Here is a 23,394-nt window from a genome sequence, read left to right on the forward strand (position 1 = left end):
CCTCGCTGATATCGGCACGAGTTCGCAGGTGTTTGGTGCTCTCCGGCCACTCGCCGTCCCAGTGCGGGTAGTCGCTGGCGAACATGATGAAATCGGCGCCCAGCACGTCGATCACCCCGGGCAGGATCGGCTCCTCCGGCTCACACGTCACCCAGATGTTGCCCGCGGCCAGATAGTCGTGCGGATCGCGACGCCAGCCGCGCTCCACCCAATCGCCGCGCTTCTCGTAATGCTCGTGCAGCCGGTCCATGAAGAACGGAACCCAGCCGGCGCCGGCTTCGAGGAAGGCGACCCGTAACTCCGGGTGGCGCTCGAAGACGCCGCCGGAGACCAAGGCGGTCATCGCGGTCATCTGGTCAAACGGAAAACTGATGCAGTGCACCTGAATGTAATTCGTGAAGCGGTCCACCCCGATCTTGGGCAGATGGATGCCCGGCGCGCCATGCACGCCCAGCGGCATCCCGAGTTCGACGGCCGCGGCATAGAACGGGTCGAGGTCGGGGTGGTCGAGGTTGCGGGTCTTGAGCGCCGGCGGGACCAAAGTCGCCACCAGCCCAAGGTCTTTGGCCTCGGTCATGACGTCGATCGCCAGCTGTCCATGCTCGACCGGAGTTACCGCGACGCCTCGTAGCCGCCCTCCCGACGAGGCGCAGTAATCGGCGATCCACTCGTTGTAGAGGCGGGCGAATCCGGCGGCGAATTCGGGATCCTCGAGGCTCGGCGCGCACAGGCCGAGGCTCGGATACAGCACCATGGTGTCGATGTGATCACGATCGGCGTCGCCCAGCACGCCTTCGGCCGACCGGCAGTTGATATCGGGTGCCGTACTGATCCCATGTTCGGGCGGGCAGCCGGCGCCCGGGCCATGGTCCTCGGGATAGTTGCGGCCTTCGAGCGTCAACCCGAGCCGCCCGTTCGTGCTGGGCCTGACGTGTTCCGGCCATCGTTTGATCGCTTCGACTGCCAGCGAAGAATTTTCGGCGACATGGCCGTCGGCGTCGATGATCCGCATGTATCCGGAACTTACTCTCGGATCGTGCGCGGCGAAACAGGTCGCGCCGACGGGCCCGGTGGGCCACGATGCTGACGTGACCACACAGAGTCCGCAAAAGAAGTTGACCGCCGATCAGCGAAACTCGTTCATCGCAGCGCTGTTGGGCTGGACGATGGACGCCTTCGACTACTTCATCGTGGTGCTCGTCTACGCCGACATCGCAAAGACGTTCCACCACAGCAAGGCCGAGGTCGCGTTCGTCACCACGGCCACCCTGATCATGCGTCCCGTCGGCGCGCTGCTGTTCGGTCTGTGGGCCGATCGCGTCGGTCGGCGGCTGCCGCTGATGGTCGACGTCATGTTCTATTCCGTCGTGGGCTTCCTGTGCGCCTTCGCGCCCAACTTCACCGTGTTGGTCATCCTGCGGCTGCTGTACGGCATTGGCATGGGCGGTGAATGGGGGCTTGGTGCCGCGCTCGCCATGGAGAAGGTTCCCGTGCAGCGGCGCGGATTTTTCTCCGGGCTGCTGCAAGAGGGCTACGCGTTCGGCTACCTGCTGGCGAGCGTCGCCTCCCTGGTGGTGATGGACTGGCTGGGACTGTCGTGGCGCTGGTTGTTCGGCCTGAGCATCGTCCCCGCCCTGATCAGCCTGATCATTCGCTACCGGGTGGAGGAGTCCGAGGTGTGGGAGGCCGCACAAGACCGGATGAAGCTCACCAGCACCAGAATCCGCGACGTGCTGCGCAGCGGCGCGATCGTCCGGCGCTTCATCTACCTGGCTTTGCTGATGACGGCCTTCAACTGGATGAGCCACGGTACACAGGATGTCTACCCCACGTTCTTGGGCGCGCACGCCGATCAAGGTGCCGGCCTGTCCAGCACGACGGTCAAGTGGATCGTGGTGGTCTACAACGTCGGCGCCATCATCGGAGGGCTCGTCTTCGGAACGCTGTCGCAGCGGTGGGGTCGCCGCTACACGGTCGTCTTCTGTGCGATGTTGGCGCTACCGATCGTGCCGCTGTTCGCATACTCACGCAGCGCGGCCATGCTATGCCTGGGTTCGTTTGTGATGCAGCTGTCCGTGCAGGGCGCGTGGGGCGTGATCCCCGCCCACCTCACCGAGATGTCGCCGGATGCCATCCATGGCCTCTACCCCGGGGTGACCTACCAACTCGGAAACCTGTTGGCGGCATTCAATTTACCGATCCAGGAACGTCTCGCCGAATCCCACGGCTACCCGTTCGCGTTGGCGGCGACGATCGTGCCGGTGTTGATCGCGGTCACGGTGCTGACGCTGATCGGCAAAGACGCGACGGGGATCCGCTTCGGCACGACGGAAAGTGCTTTCCCTGCAACCGAAGTGAGGTGAACTAGCCGGTGCCGCTCAGCAGACGAAGCAGCAGGTGCATGGCCACCGTTGTCGACCGTTCCCTGATATCCGACCGGTTGCCGGGAAGACGCAGTGTGCGGGTATCCGTGCGGCCCGTTGAACCGGGCGGCCCCACCGTCACGCTGAAACAGACCGTGCCCACCGGCTTTTCCTCCGTGCCCCCACCCGGCCCGGCGATGCCGGTGATCGCGACCGCGGTGTCGGCACCGAAGCGTTGCAGCGCGCCTGCCGCCATCGCCTCGGCCACCGGCTCGGACACCGCGCCATGCGACTCGATCAACGCCCGGTCGACACCCAGCAACTCCGCTTTCGCCTCGTTCGAGTACGAGACCACGCCGCCGGCCACATAGTCCGACGATCCGGGCCGGTCGGTCAGCCGTGCCGCCAGCAGTCCCGCGGTGCAGGACTCCGCCGTCGCAATCCGGTGGCCGGCCAGCAGTTGCGCAACTAGATCGTCGACGCGCGAGCCGTCCTCGGAGTAGAGCTGCTGCCCATGTCTTTCGCGCAGCAGCTTGGTGAGCTGGGCGTACGCGTCGGCCGCGTCCGGCTCGTAGCGGGTGACCATTTCGATCTCACCGCGCCGCAGGCAGGTGGTGATCTCGAGTTGCCCGAAGCCGGGCACCGCATTTTCGGCATCGCGCAGCGTTTCGGCCAGACCCGACTCGGGCAGCCCGAACATCCGCAGCATCTCCTGCCGATAGATGGTCCGGCCGGCGATCGCGTCCCGCGCCGCCGGCGTCTCGATGGCCGTGTGCCACATCGGCTGCAGCTCGCGCGGCGGCCCCGGGAGAACGATCACGGTGGGCTTGCCGGGCACGACCACGCCGGGCGCGGTGCCGACCGGGTCGAGCACCTGCGCCCCGGCCGGAACCATCGCCTGTTTGCGATTGGCGGCCCGCAGCGACTCGAAAGTGCCGGGATCCAAGGCGGATTGGAATGCGGGATTGCGCGCCATCAGCCTTTTGAGGATGTTCGCGATCTTCTCCTCGACCTCGGCGTCCAGCACCAGCTCGCGTTCGCAGAACCGCGCCACCACCTCGACGGTCATATCGTCGGCCGTGGGCCCCAGGCCGCCGCTGGTGACGATCAGGTCCACACCCTGATCGGCGAGGAACCGCAGCTGGGCTTCGATGTCGGCGGGGCGGTCGCCGCAGATCGTGATGTGCGCCAGCTCGACGCCCAGCTCCAGGAGGCGATCGGCGATCCAGGGACCGTTTGCGTCTTGGACGCGTCCGGTGAGGACCTCGGTACCGGTGACAACGATGCCTGCGCGTGCGCTCACCGGGATGAGCCTACGCATGGACTGCGGGGCGCTTCTGGGAGACCAAGCGCCGATGATCGAGTCAGAGGTACTTCAGGCCGACGTGACCAAACTCGACGTCGACACGATCACCAACGCGGCCGAGCGAGCGTTTCGGACCGCGGCACCACGCTAGCCGTCAGAGAGGTGACGCTCGACCGAGGCGACCTTCTGCGTCATCGCGTCGCTGGCGCCGGTCCGCCAGTCGGCCTTGATCACCGTGCTGACCCTGGGCGCGCGGGCGGCCACAGCTTCGACCGCGCGCTGCACGACGGCCATGACTTCGTCCCACGTTTCGCCCTCGATCACGGTGAACATCGAATCGGTCTTGTTGGGCAAACCGGAGTCACGAACCACCCGGACCGCATCGGCGACGATCTCGCCGACACCCTCGCCGACCCCCATCGGGGTAACGGAAAACGCGACGAGCACCGACACTCAACGAGCGTACCCAACCCCGTGCCGGCCGGTCTGGCAGCATCGACGCCCATGCGGGTGTTGGTGCAACGGGTCTCGTCGGCAACGGTGTCGGTCGGGGGCGCGGTGGTCGGCGCCATCCGGCCGGATGGGCAGGGCCTGTTGGCATTCGTCGGCGTCACCCATACCGATGATCGCGACAAGGCACGGCGGCTCGCCGAGAAGCTGTGGAACCTGAGGATTCTCGCCGACGAGCGGTCCGCGTCCGACGCCAACGCCCCCATCCTGGTCGTCAGCCAGTTCACCCTCTACGCCGACACCGCCAAGGGCCGCCGCCCGTCATGGAATGCGGCCGCGCCCGGGGCGCTCGCCGAGCCGTTGGTGGCGGACTTCGCGGCGGCGTTGCGGGAACTGGGCGCCGACGTACAGACCGGGCTGTTCGGCGCGAATATGCAGGTCGAGCTGGTGAACGACGGACCCGTCACGGTGTTCCTGGAACTCTGAGACCGGCCCGCGGGTACGTTGGGGAAAGCCGGCTTTTACTGGCCGCGGTGACGGGAAGGCGACCGTGGGCACGACACCTGAATTCGGATCGCTCCGCTCCGACGATGACAACTGGGACATCGTCAGCAGCGTCGGTTACACCGCGCTGCTCGTGGCGGGTTGGCGTGCGCTGCATGCCGTGAGCCCGCAGCCATTGGTGCGCGACGACTACGCGAAAGTCTTCATCGCCGCCTCGCGGGACCCGTATCTGGCGGGGGTGCTGGCGAACCCGGGTAGCTCCGAGGATGAGATGGCTTTCCCGCGCCTTTACGGCGTGCAGACCCGGTTCTTCGACGACTTTTTCGCCGCCTCCGGGGAGGCAGGCATAGGACAGGCGGTGATCGTCGCCGCCGGGCTGGATTCACGCGCCTTCCGCCTCGAATGGCCGGAGGGCACAAGGGTTTTCGAAGTCGATCTGCCGAAGGTGCTCGAATTCAAGGCACGCGTGCTCGGCGAGCAGGGCGCGGCGCCGAAGGCGCACAGAATCGAGGTCGCCGCCGATCTGCGCACCGACTGGTCGCGGCCCCTGGAGGAGGCCGGATTTGACGTCGAGAGCCCGAGCGCCTGGTCGGTGGAGGGGGTGCTCCCCTACCTGACCGACGAGGCGCAGCACGCGCTCGTCACCCGGATCAGCGGGCTCAGCGCGCCGGGCAGCCGCATTGCGATCGGCGCGCTGGGGTCGCGCCTGGACCACGACCAGCTCCACGCCTTGGAGACAACTCACCCAGGGGTCAATGTGTCCGGCAATGTTGACTTTTCGGCTCTGACGTACGAACCGCAGTCGGACCCCGCGGAGTGGCTCACCGCGCACGGATGGGCCGTCGAACCCGTCCGCAACACGCTCGACTTACAGGCCGGCTACGGAATGACCCCGCCGGATGTCGACGTGAAGATCGACGGTTTCATGCGGTCCCAATACATCACGGCCACCCGGTGACCACTCAGGCCGCGGCGCGCGCGACGTGGCGACGGTAATAGCGCCGGCCGTGCACGCGTTGGTAGTGCCATGTCATCGCGGCCAGCGCGCCGCGCCGGTGCAGCCAGAAACCCTTGGGCGCGTGGGTGGTCGGGGCGCGTCGTCCAACCTCGACGTCGGCGACGACGATGCCTTCGCCGTCGGCCTGGTCTCGGCAGGCCAACACCGTGCCGTCGGCGGCGACGATCATCGTGCCGCCCTCGAACCGGCCGTCGTAGTCCAACGGCAGCCACGGCATGCGGCAGTGCAGCCCGCCCACGTGCGCCGCGTGCAGCACCGGTGCCCCGACGTAGCCCGCGAATGAGGCCGCGGCTCGCATGGCGGTCGCCGCGTTGCGCGCCTCCATCTGGCGGAAGCTGGTCCTGGGCCACCAGTCGGGGATCGACCACCAGCCCGAACCGGTCATCGCCAGATCGATACGTCCACGCAGTCGGCGCACCGTTTGGGTACGCATCAACTCCCAACAGACCGCCGCACCCACGGTCAAAGCGCCCGTCTCGATGACCCCGTCGTCGTGGCCGCCCACGTAGAACGCGTTCTCCCACATCGTCGGTAGATCTTTGTCGTGGCGGCCGGCAAGGCCCTCCGCCGTAACGAGAAGGTAAGCATTGCGCACGTTTCCGTCGGTATCTCGGATCAGCAGCGAACCGCCGATCATGACGCCGTGGCGCTGCGCAAGGCCCAGCAGAAGTTCGGTCGCTTTGCCGTCAGGCGGGAGGGCGGCATCGGCGAGTTCGGGCCAGAAGCCGACTCCGGTGGTGAAGAACTCCGGCAACGCGATGGTATCCGCACCCGCGGCGACGGCGCGTTCGACGAGACGTTCGGTGCTGGACAGGTTGGCGTCGACGTCTGCGGGCACGGCTTCGAGCTGAATTGCGGCACAGCGCATGATGATCATGCTGCCATAAAAAGTTAAGGCTTCAACAAGATCTTCACATCGGCACCCGATCTCGACTCCGCGGTCGCATAGCCCTTGGCCGCTTCGTCCAGGGGCATTGTCGTGGTGAAGATGCCGTCGACATCCAGGCGGCCGGACTGCAGCAACGGGATCAATTCCGGCCAGGTCCGCTGCACCGGCGCCGTGGTCATCCGTAGCGTGATGCTGCGAATCAGGCAGCCCAGGGCGTTGAGGGGAAACGGATTCATGTCGTGCACGCCGACGACCGAGACGGTTCCGCCCGGCCGTACGGCGTTGAGCGCCTCGGTCAGGGACGTGTCCGTGGCGACGGCGTCGATCACCGCGTCGGCGCCGCGGCCGCCGGTGGCGCTCAGGATCGCCTCGAGCGCCGGCGCTTTGACGGGTGTTGCCCCCCACTGGGCGGCGCGCTGCAACCGGCCGTCGACCTGATCTACCGCGAAAACGGTTGCGGCACCTTGAAAAATCGCGCTGCGCAGTGAGCACAGGCCGACCGCTCCCAGGCCGATGACCGCCACGGTGCCGCCGAAGGGAATGTCGGCGCGCTGCGCCGCGGCCCAGCCGGTGGCGAGGTTGTCGGTGAGCAGCAACGCCTGCTCGGTGCTGATTCCCTCGGGCACCTTCAGTAGCTGGAAATCGGCGGCGGGCACTGCCAGCAGATCGGCCTGCGCGCCGCCGAGTACACCGCCGCCGAAGATCTGAAAGCCGGAGTGGCACATGACCGGATCGCGGGTGGCGCACCCCGCGCAGACGCCGCAGCCGGCGACCGACGACACCATGACCTGATCGCCGACCTTGACGTTGCGCACCTGGGGTCCGGCGTCCACGACCGTGCCGATGGCTTCGTGGCCGAGGGCGATCGGGTCGGGCATCGGAAAGTCGGCCTCGTAGAAGTGCAGGTCGGATCCGCAGATTCCGGCGGCACTCACCTCGACGATCGCTCCGTCGGGACCCGGAAGCCCGGGATCGGGGCGGGTGTCGACCCGGATGCTGCGGGGCCCATCGACCACTACCGTGCGCATATGTGCGTGCTCACTTCCCTTGTCGCGCTTGATCGTTCTGTCGCACCACGAATTGTGACCAATCGGGTTCGCGCACCGCCGACCAGTACTCGTTAAGACGCCACGGGCTGACGGTGTGGATCTCGCCGTCGGCGTTCTTGAAATACGAGTGCCTGACCGCGGGATGCGACCACACCATCTTCTTGATCTGGGTCTGCGTCCGTCGGTGCCATTCCGTGGCGGCGTCGGGTTTCGGTTCGATGGAATGCACGTCGGTCTCGGCCAGGCGCGCCAGGCACTGATCGATGTAGCGCATCTGCAGTTCGGACTGGAAGATCAGGCTGCCGCCGTGGGCGAGGTGGGTCCCGGGCCCGTAGACGATGAAGAAGTTCGGGAATTCGGGAACGGTGATCCCGAGGTAGGCATAGGGCCTGCTCCCCCACATGTCGTGCAGGTCGACTCCGTTTCGGCCGGTGACCTTCAGCGGCCACAGCACATCGGTGTGCCGGAATCCGGTGGCGTAGACGATGACGTCGACGTCGTGTGCCACACCGTCATCGGTGACGACGCCGCGCGGTGTGATCCTCTCGATGGTGGTGCGCACCAATTCGACGTTGTCGCGCTGCAGCGTTCGCAGCCAGCTGCCGTTGTCCTGCAGGGTTCGTTTCCCGCAGGCGGGATAGTCCGGCATCACCTTGGCCAACAACTCCGAGTCGTCGCTGACCTGGCTGGTGATCCACTGGGAGAACATCATGTGCGCGGCGGCATTGATGTCGCTGACGGCGTGGTCCTGATCGGCGTAGTCCGGGTCGCCTTCGGCGGCGTCGAGACCCTTGTCCGAGCCGGGCCACAGCACCAGGAAGCGGTACCACCTCCCGTAGAACGGCAGGTGGCGCATCGCCCAGCGCACACCGTCGCCGACCTCGTCGTGATAGGTCGGATTGGGGAACATCCACTGCGCGGTCCGCTGGAACACGGTGAGGTGCTCGACGTCCTCCGCGATCGCGGGGGCGATCTGGAAGCCGCTGGCACCGGCGCCGATGAGGGCGACCCGCTTGCCTTTCAGATCGACCGAGTGATCCCAGGCCGCCGAGTGAAACGCAGGGCCCCCGAAGGTTCGCGCTCCGGCGAAGTCGGGAACGTTGGGCCTGTTCAACTGGCCCACCGCGGTGATGAGCGCCCGTGCGCGCATCGTGGTGGTGTGGCCGTCGGCCGGTCGCAGCGAAACGTTCCACGAGCCGTCATCGTCGTTCCATTGGGCCGCGAGAACCTCGGTCTGCCAACGCACCTGGCCGGCCAGGTCGTGGTGGTCGAGGACCTTGGTGAAATAGTCCTGCAGCTCGTATTGCTCGGCGAAGAAATGGGTCCAGTCGTTGTTGGGTTCGAAGCTGTAGCAATAGAAATGGTTCGCCACATCCACCCGGGCGCCGGGATAGCTGTTCTCCCACCATGTTCCGCCGGGGCCGGCGTTCTTCTCGACGATGGTGAACGGAATGTTGGCTTGCTTGAGGCGCACGCCGGCGAGGATGCCGGATTCGCCGCAGCCGACCACGAGCACCGGAAGCTGCGCCGTGCGCTCGGCCGGCAGGGCGGCGGGCCGGCGGGGGTCGACGCCGTCGAGATCGAGCTCCTCGGACACCAGGGAGAGATAGTCGTCGGGGACGTGCTCACACGCCGCCCAGTCCAGCATCTCCCGGATGAGCTCCGGGCTCAGCGGCTCCGGTTCGGGGCAACCGCGGTCCCGATACTCGGTGATCACCGACAACGCCTCGGCGCGGGCGCGCGCCTTGTCCTCCTCCGACATGAAGCCCTGGACCTCGTTGAGGAAGATGCCCATCTGCGTGAAGTCCCGGATGAAGCGGGGATCCCCGGTGATGTGGACGAGCGAGAGCAACAGCGTGGGGATGCTGACATCTTCTAGCGCGGTGGCGATCTCGGGGGTGGATGTGGTGAAGGGATCGCCGGCGTAGCGGCTGCGCATCAAGGGAGATCCTCTCGGTGGCCTGGAAGCCAATTACGCTACGCACGGTTTCGTAATTGGCAGCACTACGCTACCCGGTTGCTCGGCGCGGGATCAAGGCGTTCGACGCTACGGCCCGTCGGCCTCGCCGTCCGTATCCGCGAGGCGTTTCAGTGGCAGGCGTCGGTACGCGGTGGGCACCGATTTACTCGAGCCCGTATCCGCCGCGCAAGTCCTTGTGCGCGGCCTCCAGGGTGCGGTCGCATAGGTCCACGAGTGCGCCGAGATCGAGATCCGATTCCCTGCCCAACCTCTCCAGCCAGACCGTCTCCACCTTCCTCAGCTCGGACCACTTGAGTTCGCCCTCGTAATACACGGTCACGTCCTCACGTGGGGCAGGGCAGGCCGTGGTCTGCGCCAATTCGCGCTTGCACGAATCCAATTGGGTTAGTGAGTAGCCGTGCTCGCGGAACTGACGATCCCACTGGTCGAGTAGCAGACTCACCATGTCGCGCACCGGCGGCGCGGCGTAGACCAACAGCTCGGCTACCCCGTCGTCCAGGCCCAGGCGCATGCGGAAGTCGTAGAGCTCCCGGAGGGCCTCGGCGCGGCGCTGGCTCGCGATCTCCTCGGCGGTGCCGACGCCTTCGTATTGGGCCGCGCGTTTGACGTATACGGTCGCGGAGATAAGCGACTTCAATACTGCCTTCTTGTCATCGGCCGCCCGCTTCTCGAAGTCGAGCGCGCGTTCGTGGCGGCGGTCTTCCGCCTTGTTCTTGGCGTCGATGCGCTTCGTCCAGATCGCGACGGTTGCGCTCGAAATCACGGATGCCAGCGGTACGACGGCGTTGAGCACCAGCGTCATCCAGTTCATTCGTCGACCCTAGGCTCACGTTTGTCGGTCCGCACGCGAATCGCGACGAGCGACCCCCGGCTTTGCCGGCGCCCCGATGCCTCTTGCGCCGCCGAGAACAATGGGTCCAAGTGGCGACTGCGCTGCGGCGCTGCGCCGGGGATGGATCGGAGGGGTGAGTGCCATGGCGTCGTTGCTCATGGCCTGCGGCGGGTTCCTGCTCGCCGTGTTGTGGATGGACTTGATCTTTGACGTGCAGGTTTTCCGCTACCGAAAGGCAACCGAACTGCCCGAGTCCGTGCTGGCGTCCATCGCGGGTTATTACCACCGCGCGACGACGTCATCGCGACCGATGAGCCATGTGATCGCTCTCGTCATGGCCACGTTGCTGGGAACGCTCGTGCTGCAGGCCGCGCGCGGACACGACTCCGGGTGGTTGCTGGTGGCGTCGGCCGCGCTTGCCGGCATTCCGGTCATGCTGGCAATGACGTACACGGTGCCCAACGCGGTGCGACTCGGCCACCGCGAGGACGGCCCGTCCGAGCAGACGCGATTGGCTCGATCGGTGTGCCGGGACCATCTGGTGTGCGCCGCCTGCATATTCGCGTTTCTCATCCTGTGGGCCGCGAACAGCACCGCAATCTGAGCTCAGCGACGGGTCGTAGTAGCGGGGCGCAGGTCAGGACCGGCTGGCCACGTCAGTGCACTCCGTATTAAACTAGAACACGTTCCAATTCGGCGAGCATCCCAGGAGTTGTAATGCACACCCCTATTTGCGACGAACTCGGTATCGAGTTCCCGATCTTCGCCTTCACCCACTGCCGCGACGTCGTCGTGGCAGTCAGCAAGGCCGGGGGGTTCGGCGTGCTCGGCGCCGTCGGCTTCACGCCGGAGCAGCTGGAGATCGAGCTCAACTGGATAGACGAGAACATCGGCGACCACCCCTACGGTGTCGACATCGTCATCCCGAACAAGTACGAGGGCATGGACTCGCACCTGTCGGCGGACGAGTTGGCCGACACGCTGCGCAAGATGGTGCCGCAGGAGCACCTTGACTTCGGAAAGAAGATCCTCGCCGATCACGGTGTGCCGGTCGAGGACAGCGACGGCGACAGCCTGCAGCTCCTTGGCTGGACCGAGGCGACGGCGACGCCCCAGGTCGAGGTGGCGCTCAAGCACCCGAAGGTGAAGATGATCGCCAACGCGCTCGGCACGCCGCCGGCCGACATGATCAAGCACATTCACGATGCGGGACTCAAGGTCGCCGCGCTGTGCGGCTCCCCCTCGCAGGCCCGCAAGCATGCCGACGCGGGCGTCGACATCATCATCGCCCAGGGCGGCGAGGCCGGCGGCCACTGCGGCGAGGTCGGTTCGATCGTGCTGTGGCCGCAGGTCGTCAAGGAGGTCGCCCCGGTCCCGGTGCTGGCCGCCGGTGGCATCGGCAGCGGCGAGCAGATCGCGGCGGCGCTGGCTCTCGGCGCGCAGGGCGCATGGACGGGATCGCAGTGGTTGATGGTCGAGGAATCCTCGAACACCCCGGTCCAGCAGGAGGCCTACGTCAAGGCGGGCAGCCGCGACACCGTCCGCAGCCGGTCGTTCACCGGCAAGCCGGCCCGCATGCTGCGCAACGACTGGACCGAGGCGTGGGAGCAGCCGGACAACCCGAAGCCCCTCGGTATGCCATTGCAGTACATGGTGTCCGGCATGGCGGTTCGGGCCACGAACAGGTACCCCAACGAATCCGTCGACGTGGCGTTCAACCCAGTCGGCCAGGTCGTCGGCCAGTTCACCAAGGTGGAGAAGACGTCGACGGTCATCGAGCGCTGGGTGCAGGAGTACCTCGAAGCCACCAACCGGCTCGACGAGCTCAACGAGGCCGCCTCCGTCTGACGACGCGGGCGCCCGGGGTCAAACGTCGTCGACGTCCTCGACGTCGTCCCGGTCGGTGAACATTTCCCTCGTGCGGTCCACCGCGTACGTGCCGATGTCGATGGAATTCCGAACGATGCCGCTGGCGCCGCCGGCGATGTCGCCCCGGATGATGTCGCTGGCGTGCTCGACGATGTCGGAGGCTTTCTCCACGGCGTTGGTCGCGATGTCCCTCGCCGCGTCGGCCGCATCTTTGGGGGTGAAGGCCATCTCGAGTCTCCTTTTGTCGCAGGTCCGTTGGTTCGACTCTAGACGGGATACGGCATCATTTCTCGCCGGTACCGCGTCGTACGCTGCGACCTAGTAGTGCACCAGGGAGCGCCAGTAGTCGTCGGGAATTTCGGTCCCGGAGCGCATTATTCGGGCCAGCCCGATGGCCATCGCGATGCCCAGCAGCCCCAGCCAAAGCCCGGCCAGCGCGATGATGCCCCACAGCACGGCGGTGACTGCGGGCCACGGCGAAACCACGGCCAGCACCGGCGCGAAGAAAAATCCGGTGCCGATGTACCACGCCGACCCGGCACGATCCGAGGCGAGCACGAAACGTAGCCAGCGGGGCACGGGCGGTGTGCCGGGCTCACTACGGTCCATCGTCGTACCGGTCAGTCGGAGGGCGGGAAAAATCCTGCCCCGGTAAACCATCCGGGCTGCCACCCCTGCTCTCCCAGACACAACATGGGAAGCCCGTCCGGAGTCTGCGCGGCCGCCTGCGAGCCCGGACATTTCGCGCCGGTCTGCTGGACTCCATACAGCGGGTACGAAATCACCCAGTACCCGGTGTCGGCAGCCGGGAACTGATTGGGCGGCGGGAAATGACAGGCCTCGGCCTGGCCGCTGGGCCCTCGTCCGAAGATGAAGCGCTCGTAGTTGTCGCACGGAGCGCCCAGCGACGCTTGGAAATTCATGCCCGGAACGTCGCCCTCATAGTGCGGGTCCGCGGCCGCGCACGGCGCCATGCCGATCGTGATGCCCGCTATGGAAGCGGCACTCAGCAATTCCCGAATCATCTTTCACCCCGCCTGTCGTCGCCGGTGACCTGCACCAAGAGCATATCGGTCGGGCGGCCGGCCACAAGATGGTTTCGGCGTGCGACCGCGATCTCGTCGCGAATGAGAAGGCCGAGGTGAGGAACACGTTCCAATTTGTGCCCGACAAACTTGCCTCAACGCTTCCCAACCGTGGTCCAGCAGTGGTTTCCTTGCACAAGGACGCCTAGACGACTTCGTATCAAGGAGTGCGCCATGTCAACCGCCGAGCACACGGCCAAGCCCGTCCCCAATCTGCCCCCCGGCTTCGACTTCACCGACCCGGACATCTATGCCGAGCGGCTGCCCGTGGAAGAGCTGGCCGAAATGCGCCGGATCGCACCGATCTGGTGGAACGAGCAACCGATCGGCGTCGGCGGGTTCGACGACGGTGGGTTCTGGGTGGTGACCAAGCACAAGGACGTCAAAGAGATCTCCCTGCGCAGCGACGTGTTCTCCAGCCTGCAGAAGACGGCCCTGCCGCGCTACAAGGACGGCACGGTGGGCGAGCAGATCGAGCGCGGCAAGTTCGTCCTGCTCAACATGGATGCGCCGCAACACACCCGGCTGCGCAAGATCATCTCGCGGGCCTTCACGCCCCGCGCCATCGAACGCCTGCGCGGCGATCTCGCCGAACGCGCGCGGCGGATCGTCGAAGAGGCGGCCGCCGAGGGGCGCGGCGACTTCGTCGAGCAGGTGTCGTGCGAGCTGCCGCTGCAGGCCATCGCCGGACTGATGGGCGTGCCGCAGGAAGACCGCAAGAAACTCTTCCACTGGTCCAACGAGATGGTCGGCGACCAGGACCCCGAGTTCGCCAGCAATGACGCGATCACGGCGTCGGTCGAACTGATCATGTACGGCATGCAGATGGCCGCCGAGCGGACGAAGAATCCGGGGGACGATCTGGTCACCAAGCTGGTCGAGGCCGATATCGACGGCCACAAGCTGTCCGACGACGAGTTCGGCTTTTTCGTGATCCTGTTGGCGGTGGCCGGTAACGAGACCACCCGCAACTCCATCACCCAGGGCATGATGGCCTTCACCGACTTTCCGGATCAGTGGGAGCTGTTCAAGAGGGCGCGTCCCCGCACCGCGGCCGACGAGATCGTTCGGTGGGCCACCCCGGTCACATCGTTCCAGCGGACCGCGCTGGAGGACTACGAGCTGTCCGGCGTTCAGATCAAAAAGGGCCAGCGCGTCGTGATGGTCTATCGCTCGGCCAATTTCGACGAGGACGTGTTCGACGACCCGTTCACCTTCAACATCCTGCGCGATCCCAACCCCCACGTGGGATTCGGCGGCACGGGCGCGCACTACTGCATCGGAACCAACCTGGCGCGCATGACGATCGACCTGATGTTCAACGCGATCGCCGACGGCATCCCGGACCTGGAATCGATCGGCAGGCCCGAACGGCTACGGTCGGGCTGGCTCAACGGGATCAAGCACTGGCAGGTCGACTACCACAGCGACGGCGCGGCGAAATCCCCTGGCGCGCCCTAAGCTAATCCGGTGCCCACGCATCGCGCTGTCCGTATACAGTCCGCCGGCGGCCCCTTAGAGCTGGCCGAGGTCGAGACTCAACCACCTGGTCGTGACGAGGTGCGCCTCGCCGTCACCGCGTGCGGCATCTGCGGCACCGACGCGCACTTCGTCAACGGCGGATTCCCAGGCATTTCGTGGCCCCTGACGCCCGGGCATGAAATCGCCGGCGCGATCGCCGAAATCGGCGACGGCGTCACGGATTTCGCGATCGGTGATCGTGTCGCGGTCGGCTGGTTCGGCGGGTGCTGTTATCGCTGCGATCAATGCCGCAAAGGCCTGTTCATCCACTGCGAGAACGGCAAGGTACCGAGTTGGCAATATCCCGGCGGATACGCGGAATCGGTGACCGTGCCGGTCAGCGCGCTGGCCCGGATACCGGACGAACTTTCCGACGCCGAAGCCGCCCCGATGGGGTGTGCCGGCGTGACAACCTACAACGCCCTGCGTCACACCAAGGCGCTGCCCGGCGATCGCGTGGCGATCCTCGGTGTCGGCGGACTGGGCCACTTCGGCGTGCAATTCGCGCGGGCGATGGGTTTCGAGACCATCGCGATCAACCGCGGCACCGGCAAGGCCGAGGACGCCCGGAAACTGGGCGCCCATCACTACATCGACTCGACGGCCAACGATCCCGCCGAAGCGCTGAAGGCCTTGGGCGGCGCGACGGTCGTCCTGGCCACGGCGGGCAATTCGAAAGCCATGGCCGCCACGGTCGGCGGCATCCTCCCCCAAGGGGAACTGGTCACCATCGGGGTCACACCCGAGCCGCTGCCGATCAGCCCCGTACAGCTGATCACCCCGGGACTCAGCATCGTCGGCCATCCCTCCGGCACGGCCAAAGAGGTCGAAGACACCATGCATTTCGCGGTCCTGTCCGGTGTTCGGGCGTGGATCGAGGAGCTGCCGTTGTCGCAGGCGGCCGACGGCTATGCGGCATTGGAGCAGGGGCGAGCGCATTACCGCACCGTTTTGACCGTGTGACACAGTCGGTTCGTGACTTCTGACTACGGCGCGGTGTGGACGATCGGCCCCGCCGACGGCGAATTGTTGCTCCACACCGGCGTTGCCGGCAGAGCGGCACGGATGGGCCATCGTCTCGTCATCGCGATGTCGCGCTGGCGTGCCACGGTGGGCTGGGACGGCCCCCAACCCGTCAGCGCGGAGCTTGCGGTCGAGGTCGATTCGTTCGAAGTGCTGCGCGGTGACGGCGGTGTCAAAGGACTGTCCGGGACCGAGAAGGCCCAGGTGCGATCCAACGCATTGAAGTCGTTGAACGCCAGCCGATTCCCCGAGATCCGCTACACCGCGGACGCTATCGAGCGGGCCGACCACGGATACCGCCTCACCGGCACCCTGGAGATCCGGGGTACCTCGCGTGATCACGTGATCGACTTGCACACAGAGGATCTCGCGAACTCATGGCGGATGTCGAGTGAATCCACGGTCCGTCAAACCGATTACGGCGTCAAGCCCTACTCGGTGCTGATGGGCTCGGTCCAGGTCGCAGACGTCGTCTCGTTGACCTTTTCCGCGGTTCACGCCAAGGACGGCTGATTTTCCGCTCGGGAGGAATCAGGGCCGCGGCTCAGCCGCTGCATGCGGCGTGGAATCAACCGCCGGGTCGCCGGTGTCACCGGGAATGTGCTCGAGCACCCGGGTCAAGTAAGGCTGTCGGTTACCGGAATCCGATTGCCGGTCGCCACCAGCGCCCGGTTGGTCTTCTGGAGCGGCCGCCTCGGCAGCCGGTTCGCCGGCCTGCGGCCCGGCCTGTGCCGCGGGCCGCGTGATCGGTGGGGCCGCCGGAAGCGGCGCGACGGCCTTGACGGCCTCGGCCGCCTGCGGCGTGGGCGAATGGGTGACGTGCTTGGGTCCGGTCGCGCTGGCCGGACCCACGTGAATTCCCACCGCAAGTGATGCCGAGCCGACGAAGGTGATCGCGCCGGCGGCCAGCGCGGTGAGGGCGCCGGCATACGACAAGTGCCGTTGCCGAGCGGGCGCTGATCCAATGGGTTCGCTGTGACGCGCCACCAGCCGTTCGTCGGTGAATTCGGTGCTGCGGGCCGCGGACAGCGCCGCGCCCCGCGCGATCGTCACCTGGGCCATCGACTGCACGAAAACCGGTACTGGCAAGGCCTTTTCGAGTTGCCACGAGAAGCCGTCGATGTCGTTGTGTGCGCCGACGACGACAACGCCGCCCGGCTGCCATCCGTTGCGGTCGAACATGCCGGTCAGCCAGCGGGTCAGGCCGTCGAGGCCGCCGCGGACGTGCTTGGTCGCCGTCTGGGTCTCCCCATCGTGGGTGTCGACCATGACGACGGTCGTGACGTCGTGGTCGAAGATGCAGACCGCGGTCTGCTCGTAACCGATGACGGGTGCGATGGCCTGCGCCAAAGTCTCGATGGCCTCGAGGAACCGGACCGGCACGACGTTGTCGAAACCCGCGTCGGTCAACGCCTCCAATACGAGCGCAGCCTGTGCCGATGCTTCGTCGTTCCAGGTCACTCCGATGACACGCAGGCGACGATCGTCGGCGGTCGCCGCCGTGTCGACCCGCAATACCTCGTCCACCACTTGCTCCGCGGTACTGACGGCGCGGACGCCCCCGCCGGCGCGCAGCGCCAACTCCTGGTGATCCAGGATGGTGCCGTCTGCGCCGTGTCCTTCAGCGAGGACCCACCCAACGGCGGTCGGCGTCACTGACAGGCCAAGTACCGTGTCCAAATCTATGCCCCAATCGGTCCCGCGCCTCGGCTCTCAGACATACCGACGCGCACCATGAAACCGCTGGTGCGGAGGTTCGTGAGAGCCGGAACAGACCCGGGATAGCGTGGTCTTCATCGGCTTGCTTCGACAGAGCCTACGCGGTCTGCGCAAGCCAGGCTGCCCCGGTCGGCATCAGCCCCGTGACACGCGGGGGATGCGCGTTCGTGGTTGAACGGTGTTGGGCACCGCGCCGTTTTATCGGTGACGCAAACAATGGCCGGTGTCGGGGTGCACCGACGGCGCACCGTCACACGGTCAAGACGCGACGAGTTGTTCGTCGCTTACCGTTGCGCCGAAATCCGGTCTGGTTCATTTGGCGCGCTTTCTCCATGTGCTGTATCACGTGCGCTTTGGGCGCGCCCTCGGTCGGACGGCGCTGCTGGCGGTCAGTTTTCGCAGCGGACCGGTTAGGCGGACGCGGAGTGGGTACTCGCCGGTCGTCGCCGCCCGGATGCCCGGGTGGCGAAATTGCGAGATGGAAAGCGATGCGAAACCGAGACGCGTTCGCGTCCTAATCGACATTTGACGGACTTACACGGTAAATTCCTGTGAGACCGCGATCACACCGACCACATCCGACAAGGGGCAGGTATGACAGATCTGAGCGAGATGGTCCGGAGCTGGGGGCGCCGACTGCTGGTCGGTGCGGCGGCGGCTGTAACCCTGCCCGGCCTGATCGGTATTGCCGGCGGCGCGGCCACCGCGAATGCTTTTTCGCGTCCGGGCCTGCCCGTGGAGTACCTGCAGGTGCCGTCCGCGGGAATGGGCCGCGACATCAAGGTCCAGTTCCAAAGCGGCGGCAACGGCTCCCCCGCGGTCTATCTGCTGGATGGGTTGCGGGCTCAAGACGACTACAACGGCTGGGACATCAACACCCCGGCGTTCGAGTGGTACTACCAGTCGGGCCTGTCGGTCATCATGCCGGTCGGCGGTCAATCCAGCTTCTACGCCGACTGGTATCAGCCGGCGTGTGGAAAGGCCGGCTGCTCGACCTACAAGTGGGAGACCTTCGTCACGAGTGAACTGCCGCAGTACCTGGCCTCTAACAAGGGCGTCAAGTCCACCGGCAGCGCCGCGATCGGCATCTCGATGTCCGGCTCCTCGGCGATGATCCTGGCCGTCAATCACCCCAACCAGTTCGTCTACGCCGGATCGCTGTCGGCACTGCTGGATCCGTCCCAGGGCATGGGCCCCTCGCTGATCGGCTTGGCGATGGGAGATGCCGGCGGTTACAAGGCGGACGCCATGTGGGGCCCTTCGAGCGACCCGGCCTGGCAGCGCAACGACCCCAGCCTGCAGATTCCGGCGCTGGTCGGCAACAACACCCGGCTCTGGGTGTACTGCGGTAACGGGACACCGTCGGAGCTGGGCGGGGCGAACATGCCGGCCGAGTTCCTGGAGAACTTCGTGCGCAGCAGCAACCTGAAGTTCCAGGACGCTTACAACGCGGCCGGCGGCCACAACGCCGTGTTCAACTTCAATGCCAACGGAACACACAGCTGGGAGTACTGGGGAGCTCAGCTCAACGCCATGAAGCCCGACCTGCAAAGCGCGCTGGGCGCTTCCCCGGGCGGCGGCGGCGGATAACCGATCGCCCGCCCGCGGTTACTACTGCGCCTGACGACAACACCGTCAGGCGCAGTAGTGCGTTAAGGGACGGGAATCGCGTCAGAATCGTCGTCATGCCCCGCAGCACGCGCGCGCGCCGCGTCAACCTCGTTTCGATTTGTGGGTCGGTGGCCGGCAGCCTGGCGATCTTGGCGGCGCCGGCTCGGGCCGACAGCGTGAGTCCGCTGGCTCAGTTGGTTGACGCCGCCGCCCAACGGTTACACGTTGCCGAGCCGGTGGCCACGTACAAGTGGAATACGCACGCGCCCATTGAAGACCCGGTACGCGTCCGGCAGGAGTTGGCCGAACTGGGCGACCAAGCCGTCGCCGAACACCTCGACCGCGAATACGTCACCCGGGTCTTCGGTGACCAGATCAGCGCTACCGAGGCCATCGAGTACAGCCGGTTCGCGGACTGGAAGCTGAATCCGGGTGACGCTCCGGTCGACTCGCCGGACCTGTCGGCGTCACGGTCGGCGATCGATGGCCTCAACCAGGCGATGCTGACTCAGCTGTCGGCCAACTGGGGCCTGCTGCACTCGCCGGCGTGCGTGCCACAGCTCGAGGCCGCGAGGATCGGCATCATCGCGGGCCGTCGACTCGACGGCCTTTTTCAAAGGGCCCTGCGGTCAGCGACTCAGTCGTATTGCCAGCAATAATTTAATTTTTCCTCACCAATTTCTAACCGTTTCTTTCGGCGTCGCGATATGGCGATTTCCGCAGATAGAAGGCATATCTCGCGCTATTTTCGAATAGGTAACGCTTTGGCCACACGCGCCGAAAAGCTTGACATGAAGAATCTCTGCAAGCTTCTCGTCAAGTCCGTAGCGGTCGGCGGGTTCGTTGCAGCATCGATGGCTTCGTCCGCAGGTGTGGTGAGCGCGGACTCCGCTCCCAACTGGGACGCGATCGCTCAATGCGAATCGGGTGGCAACTGGCACGCCAACACCGGAAACGGGAATTACGGTGGACTGCAATTCAAACCAGGCACCTGGGCCCGCTACGGCGGTGTCGGAAACCCGGCGACCGCATCCAGGGAGCAGCAAATCGCTGTGGCCAACCGGGTTTTCGCTGAGGAGGGCGTGGAGCCCTGGCCAAAGTGCGGTGCGCAGTCAGGCCTTCCGATCGGTTGGTACTCGCACCCCGCCCAGGGCATCAAGCAGATCATCAACGGGCTTATCCAGGCGGCCGTCCCGCGCTGATGAAACGCCCGTGCGGTCTATGACCTAGCGCGAAGCTGTGTTTGGATCAGCCCATGGAAGGTTCGGCGACTGTTCACATGGTGGCGCCCGCGGCCAAGGTCTGGGATCTCATCGCGGACGTGCGCAACATCGGGCGGTTTTCCCCGGAAGTTTTCGAAGCCGAGTGGCTGGGCGATGCGACCGGCCCGGCCCTCGGCGCGAAATTCCGCGGCCACGTCCGGCGTAATGAAATGGGACCGGTGTATTGGACGACCTGCAAGGTCACCGCGTGCGAACCGGGTCGCGAATTCGGCTTTACGGTTCTGCTCGGTGATCGGGAGGTCAACAACTGGCACTACCGACTGGCGCCCAGCGGTGGCGGGACGGACGTCACCGAGTCGTTTCGGCTCAACCCGGCGCCGTGGCTCGGTGTGTACTGGTTGTTCGGCGGCTTTCTGCGCAAGCGCCGCAACATCCGCGATATGACCAAGACGCTGAACCGCATCAAAGACGTGGTCGAGGCTGACGCGTCGTGAAGTCGGTCTTCATCACCGGCGCGGGCAGTGGCATGGGTCGCGAGGGCGCAAAGCTGTTCCACGCCAAGGGTTGGCGTGTCGGCGCGGTGGACCGCAACGACGACGGCCTGGTCACGCTGAAGGAAGAACTGGGTGACGATCGGCTGTGGACCCGCGCCGTCGACGTGACGGACAAGGCGGCCCTCGATGGCGCCCTCGCCGACTTCTGCGCCGGCAATACCGGTGGCGCGCTCGACATGATGTGGAACAACGCCGGGATCGGCGAATCCGGTTGGTTCGAGGATGTGCCCTATGACGCCGCGATGCGCGTCGTGGACGTGAATTACAAAGCCGTGCTGACCGGTGCGTACGGCGCGCTGCCGTACCTGAAGAAGGCCCCCGGCAGCCTGATGTTCTCGACGTCGTCCTCGTCGGGGACCTACGGCATGCCCCGCCTCGCGGTCTACTCGTCGACCAAGCACGCCGTCAAGGGGCTGACCGAGGCCCTGAGCGTGGAGTGGCAGCGACACGGGGTGCGTGTCGCCGACGTGCTGCCCGGTCTGATCGACACCGCCATCCTCACCACGACGACCAACCACTCCGAGGACGGCGGCGCGCCGAGAACGGCCGAAGAGTTGCGCGCCATCGCGCCCAAAAAGGGCATGCTCCGGTTGATGCCGGCAAGCAGCGTGGCTGAGACGGCGTGGCGGGCTTACCACAATCAGAGGCGGTTGCATTGGTACGTGCCCAAGAGCATTCGCTTGATTGATCTGTTCAAGGGTCTGAGCCCGGAATTCGTGCGACGCAGTATCGTCAAGTCCCTACCCGCGCTGATGCCAAAGCAACAGTAAGGAGTCGGCTGGTGCAAAACCGCTTGTGCACAGTGGCTTTGGTGATGGCGGCGGTCGTCGTCAGCCTCGCGGGGTGTAGCGCGGCGCAGACGACACCGCGTCGGGCCGCCCGTCTGACCATCGATGGCGCCACGCACACGACGCGTCCCCCGGCGTGCCGGCAGGACCAGATGTATCGGACCATCAACATCGGCGACCACGATGGCGGTGTCGAAGCGGTGGTGCTGCTCAGCGGCTACCGGGTCATGCCGCAGTGGATCAAGATCCGCAATGTCGACGGCTTCACCGGCAGCTTCTGGCAAGGGGGGGTGGGAGATGCGCATGTCGACCTCACCAACAACGCGTACACCATCACGGGCAGCGCGTACGGCATCAACAGCAGCAACCCCAATAAAGTCGTGACCACCGACTTCAAAATCGTCGCGGAGTGCTGATTCTCTCGACGCTCGAGGCCTACGCTCGTACCGACACCTGAGCGAAGGAGGGGCCGGTGAGGGAGCGACTGCACTGGTTCGCGATGCACGGCTTCATCCGGGGCGCCGCGGCGTTCGGCGCCCGCCGCGGCGACGTCCAGGCCAGGTTGATCGCCGATCCGGCGGTGGCCGCCGATCCGGTGCGCTTCTACGACGAAGTGCGGGCCCGGGGCAAGCTGGTGAAGGGCCGCGTCGCCTATTTGACCGCCGACCACGCACTCGCCCACGAGCTGTTGCGGTCCGACGACTTCCGGGTGCTGATCTTCGGATCAAATCTGCCGGCACCGTTGCGATGGCTGGAGCGCCGCACCCGCGACGACCTTCTGCATCCGCTTCGGGCGCCGTCCCTGCTGGCCGTCGAGCCCCCCGACCACACCCGCTACCGCAAGACCGTGTCAGCCGTGTTCACGCCCCGGGCGGTCGCCGCGCTCCGAGACCGGGTCGAGCAGACGGCCGCCGACCTGCTGGACCAGTTGACCGGCGAGTCCGGTGTGGTCGACATCGTCGGACGCTATTGCTCGCAACTTCCGGTGTCGATCATCAGCGAGATCCTCGGCGTGCCCGAGTCGGACCGGCCCCGCGTCCTGGAATTCGGTGAGCTGGCCGCGCCGAGCCTCGACATCGGATTGCCGTGGCGGCAGTACCGCAGCGTGCAGGACGGGATCGCCGGCTTCAGCTCCTGGCTCACCGAGCATCTGCGGCGGCTGCGCCTGGACCCCAGCGACAATTTGATGAGCCAGGTGATCCAGACCGCCGAAAGCGGCTCTGCGGAAACCTGTCTCGATGAGAACGAGCTTCAGGCGATCGCCGGACTGGTGTTCGCGGCCGGCTTCGAGACGACGGTGAACCTGCTCGGCAACGGGATTCGGATGCTGCTGGATGCGCCCCAGCATCTCGAAGCGCTGCGGCGACGTCCTGAGTTGTGGCCCAACGCCGTCGAAGAGATCCTGCGGCTGGAATCGCCGGTGCAATTGACCGCGCGGATGGCGCGGGGCGATGTCGAGATCGCGGGACGGCAGCTCGCCCGCGGCGACCTGGTGCTGGTGTATCTGGCTGCCGCCAACAGGGATCCGGCCGTGTTCGACGACCCGCACCGCTTCGACATCGAACGGCCAAACGCTGGAAGGCATCTCGCTTTCTCCGGGGGCCGGCAC

General features: G+C 66.0%; 26 protein-coding genes. 15 read left to right on the forward strand and 11 right to left on the reverse strand.

Going from position 1 to position 23,394, the window contains the following annotated elements; genetic code table 11:
* Window positions 1–1,012, reverse strand: a 1,012-nt coding sequence (locus Q0W90_RS13555; RefSeq protein ID WP_297774882.1) for an amidohydrolase family protein, incomplete at its 3' end; no start/stop codon positions are given.
* Window positions 1,013–1,115: 103 nt separating this feature from the next.
* Between Q0W90_RS13555 and Q0W90_RS13560 the strand changes: the two genes are divergently transcribed.
* Entirely contained in the window at window positions 1,116–2,363 is a 1,248-nt protein-coding gene (locus Q0W90_RS13560) for an MFS transporter (RefSeq protein WP_297774888.1), read from the forward strand.
* A 1-nt stretch (window position 2,364) separates the two neighbouring features.
* Here the strand turns inward: Q0W90_RS13560 and Q0W90_RS13565 are convergent, their stop codons facing one another.
* On the reverse strand, window positions 2,365–3,672 hold the full coding sequence (locus Q0W90_RS13565; RefSeq protein WP_297601574.1) for a competence/damage-inducible protein A: 1,308 nt from the start codon (window positions 3,670–3,672) through the stop codon (window positions 2,365–2,367).
* A 144-nt stretch (window positions 3,673–3,816) separates the two neighbouring features.
* Entirely contained in the window at window positions 3,817–4,122 is a 306-nt protein-coding gene (locus Q0W90_RS13570) for an MTH1187 family thiamine-binding protein (RefSeq protein WP_297774883.1), read from the reverse strand.
* Window positions 4,123–4,173: 51 nt separating this feature from the next.
* Between Q0W90_RS13570 and dtd the strand changes: the two genes are divergently transcribed.
* Both dtd and Q0W90_RS13580 read left to right on the forward strand, forming a co-directional pair.
* A complete protein-coding gene (gene dtd, locus Q0W90_RS13575; RefSeq protein WP_297601556.1) occupies window positions 4,174–4,605 on the forward strand; it encodes a D-aminoacyl-tRNA deacylase in 432 nt (143 codons plus the stop codon).
* Window positions 4,606–4,669: 64 nt separating this feature from the next.
* Complete coding sequence (locus Q0W90_RS13580) at window positions 4,670–5,581, forward strand: class I SAM-dependent methyltransferase (protein WP_297774884.1); 912 nt, start codon at window positions 4,670–4,672, stop codon at window positions 5,579–5,581.
* Between the two features lie 4 nt (window positions 5,582–5,585).
* Here Q0W90_RS13580 and Q0W90_RS13585 read toward each other — a convergent pair whose 3' ends face one another.
* The 4 genes from Q0W90_RS13585 to Q0W90_RS13600 form a co-directional block, all read right to left on the reverse strand.
* Window positions 5,586–6,512 carry a carbon-nitrogen hydrolase family protein gene (locus tag Q0W90_RS13585; protein ID WP_297700276.1) on the reverse strand — a complete coding sequence of 309 codons (927 nt, stop codon included), beginning with the start codon at window positions 6,510–6,512 and terminating at the stop codon, window positions 5,586–5,588.
* Window positions 6,513–6,532: 20 nt separating this feature from the next.
* Window positions 6,533–7,558 carry an alcohol dehydrogenase catalytic domain-containing protein gene (locus tag Q0W90_RS13590; protein WP_297700272.1) on the reverse strand — a complete coding sequence of 342 codons (1,026 nt, stop codon included), beginning with the start codon at window positions 7,556–7,558 and terminating at the stop codon, window positions 6,533–6,535.
* Window positions 7,559–7,568: 10 nt separating this feature from the next.
* Window positions 7,569–9,518, reverse strand: a complete 1,950-nt coding sequence (locus tag Q0W90_RS13595; RefSeq protein ID WP_297700274.1) for an NAD(P)/FAD-dependent oxidoreductase — start codon at window positions 9,516–9,518, stop codon at window positions 7,569–7,571.
* Between the two features lie 184 nt (window positions 9,519–9,702).
* The gene (locus Q0W90_RS13600) at window positions 9,703–10,371 is read right to left on the reverse strand and encodes a hypothetical protein (protein ID WP_297596376.1); all 669 of its coding nucleotides are present in this window, start codon (window positions 10,369–10,371) and stop codon (window positions 9,703–9,705) included.
* Between the two features lie 163 nt (window positions 10,372–10,534).
* On the opposite strand from Q0W90_RS13600, the gene Q0W90_RS13605 reads away from it, so the two are divergent.
* Together Q0W90_RS13605 and Q0W90_RS13610 are read left to right on the forward strand one after the other, a co-directional pair.
* A complete protein-coding gene (locus Q0W90_RS13605; protein WP_297596374.1) occupies window positions 10,535–10,996 on the forward strand; it encodes a hypothetical protein in 462 nt (153 codons plus the stop codon).
* Window positions 10,997–11,109: 113 nt separating this feature from the next.
* A complete protein-coding gene (locus Q0W90_RS13610) occupies window positions 11,110–12,240 on the forward strand; it encodes a nitronate monooxygenase family protein (protein WP_297596372.1) in 1,131 nt (376 codons plus the stop codon).
* Window positions 12,241–12,258: 18 nt separating this feature from the next.
* Here the strand turns inward: Q0W90_RS13610 and Q0W90_RS13615 are convergent, their stop codons facing one another.
* The 3 genes from Q0W90_RS13615 to Q0W90_RS13625 all read right to left on the reverse strand — a co-directional run bounded on the left by Q0W90_RS13615 (window position 12,259) and on the right by Q0W90_RS13625 (window position 13,286).
* On the reverse strand, window positions 12,259–12,489 hold the full coding sequence (locus tag Q0W90_RS13615) for a hypothetical protein (RefSeq protein ID WP_297596370.1): 231 nt from the start codon (window positions 12,487–12,489) through the stop codon (window positions 12,259–12,261).
* Window positions 12,490–12,579: 90 nt separating this feature from the next.
* Window positions 12,580–12,870, reverse strand: coding sequence for a hypothetical protein (locus Q0W90_RS13620; RefSeq protein WP_297596368.1), 291 nt, complete (start codon window positions 12,868–12,870; stop codon window positions 12,580–12,582).
* An 11-nt stretch (window positions 12,871–12,881) separates the two neighbouring features.
* A complete protein-coding gene (locus Q0W90_RS13625) occupies window positions 12,882–13,286 on the reverse strand; it encodes a hypothetical protein (protein WP_297596365.1) in 405 nt (134 codons plus the stop codon).
* 234 nt (window positions 13,287–13,520) lie between these two features.
* On the opposite strand from Q0W90_RS13625, the gene Q0W90_RS13630 reads away from it, so the two are divergent.
* The 3 genes from Q0W90_RS13630 to Q0W90_RS13640 are packed head-to-tail and all read left to right on the forward strand — an operon-like array spanning window position 13,521 to window position 16,403.
* The gene (locus tag Q0W90_RS13630) at window positions 13,521–14,807 is read left to right on the forward strand and encodes a cytochrome P450 (RefSeq protein ID WP_297596363.1); all 1,287 of its coding nucleotides are present in this window, start codon (window positions 13,521–13,523) and stop codon (window positions 14,805–14,807) included.
* Window positions 14,808–14,816: 9 nt separating this feature from the next.
* Window positions 14,817–15,830 carry an alcohol dehydrogenase gene (locus tag Q0W90_RS13635; RefSeq protein ID WP_297774885.1) on the forward strand — a complete coding sequence of 338 codons (1,014 nt, stop codon included), beginning with the start codon at window positions 14,817–14,819 and terminating at the stop codon, window positions 15,828–15,830.
* 12 nt (window positions 15,831–15,842) lie between these two features.
* Window positions 15,843–16,403 (forward strand): YceI family protein, encoded by a 561-nt coding sequence (locus Q0W90_RS13640; protein ID WP_297700292.1) that lies wholly within the window; start codon window positions 15,843–15,845, stop codon window positions 16,401–16,403.
* Between the two features lie 18 nt (window positions 16,404–16,421).
* Here Q0W90_RS13640 and Q0W90_RS13645 read toward each other — a convergent pair whose 3' ends face one another.
* Window positions 16,422–17,570: a hypothetical protein gene (locus Q0W90_RS13645; protein WP_297774886.1), complete on the reverse strand. Its 1,149-nt coding sequence runs from the start codon at window positions 17,568–17,570 to the stop codon at window positions 16,422–16,424.
* Between the two features lie 633 nt (window positions 17,571–18,203).
* Here Q0W90_RS13645 and ag85B point away from each other — a divergent pair.
* From ag85B to Q0W90_RS13680, 7 genes are all read left to right on the forward strand, one after another.
* Window positions 18,204–19,199 carry a diacylglycerol acyltransferase/mycolyltransferase Ag85B gene (gene ag85B / locus Q0W90_RS13650; protein WP_297596351.1) on the forward strand — a complete coding sequence of 332 codons (996 nt, stop codon included), beginning with the start codon at window positions 18,204–18,206 and terminating at the stop codon, window positions 19,197–19,199.
* A 95-nt stretch (window positions 19,200–19,294) separates the two neighbouring features.
* Complete coding sequence (locus Q0W90_RS13655) at window positions 19,295–19,879, forward strand: chorismate mutase (protein ID WP_297596349.1); 585 nt, start codon at window positions 19,295–19,297, stop codon at window positions 19,877–19,879.
* A gap of 48 nt (window positions 19,880–19,927) precedes the next feature.
* Window positions 19,928–20,422: a resuscitation-promoting factor RpfC gene (gene rpfC, locus Q0W90_RS13660; protein WP_297596347.1), complete on the forward strand. Its 495-nt coding sequence runs from the start codon at window positions 19,928–19,930 to the stop codon at window positions 20,420–20,422.
* A gap of 35 nt (window positions 20,423–20,457) precedes the next feature.
* Window positions 20,458–20,937: an SRPBCC family protein gene (locus tag Q0W90_RS13665; RefSeq protein WP_297596393.1), complete on the forward strand. Its 480-nt coding sequence runs from the start codon at window positions 20,458–20,460 to the stop codon at window positions 20,935–20,937.
* Window positions 20,934–21,767 carry an SDR family oxidoreductase gene (locus Q0W90_RS13670; protein ID WP_297596345.1) on the forward strand — a complete coding sequence of 278 codons (834 nt, stop codon included), beginning with the start codon at window positions 20,934–20,936 and terminating at the stop codon, window positions 21,765–21,767. The genes Q0W90_RS13665 and Q0W90_RS13670 overlap by 4 nt, the downstream gene beginning before the upstream one ends.
* A gap of 11 nt (window positions 21,768–21,778) precedes the next feature.
* Window positions 21,779–22,201 (forward strand): lipoprotein LpqH, encoded by a 423-nt coding sequence (locus tag Q0W90_RS13675; RefSeq protein WP_297596344.1) that lies wholly within the window; start codon window positions 21,779–21,781, stop codon window positions 22,199–22,201.
* A 56-nt stretch (window positions 22,202–22,257) separates the two neighbouring features.
* On the forward strand, window positions 22,258–23,394 hold a 1,137-nt coding region (locus tag Q0W90_RS13680), incomplete at its 3' end, for a cytochrome P450 (RefSeq protein ID WP_297774887.1).

Origin of the sequence: Mycobacterium sp., from assembly GCF_025933915.1 — a bacterium.
GTDB lineage: Bacteria > Actinomycetota > Actinomycetes > Mycobacteriales > Mycobacteriaceae > Mycobacterium.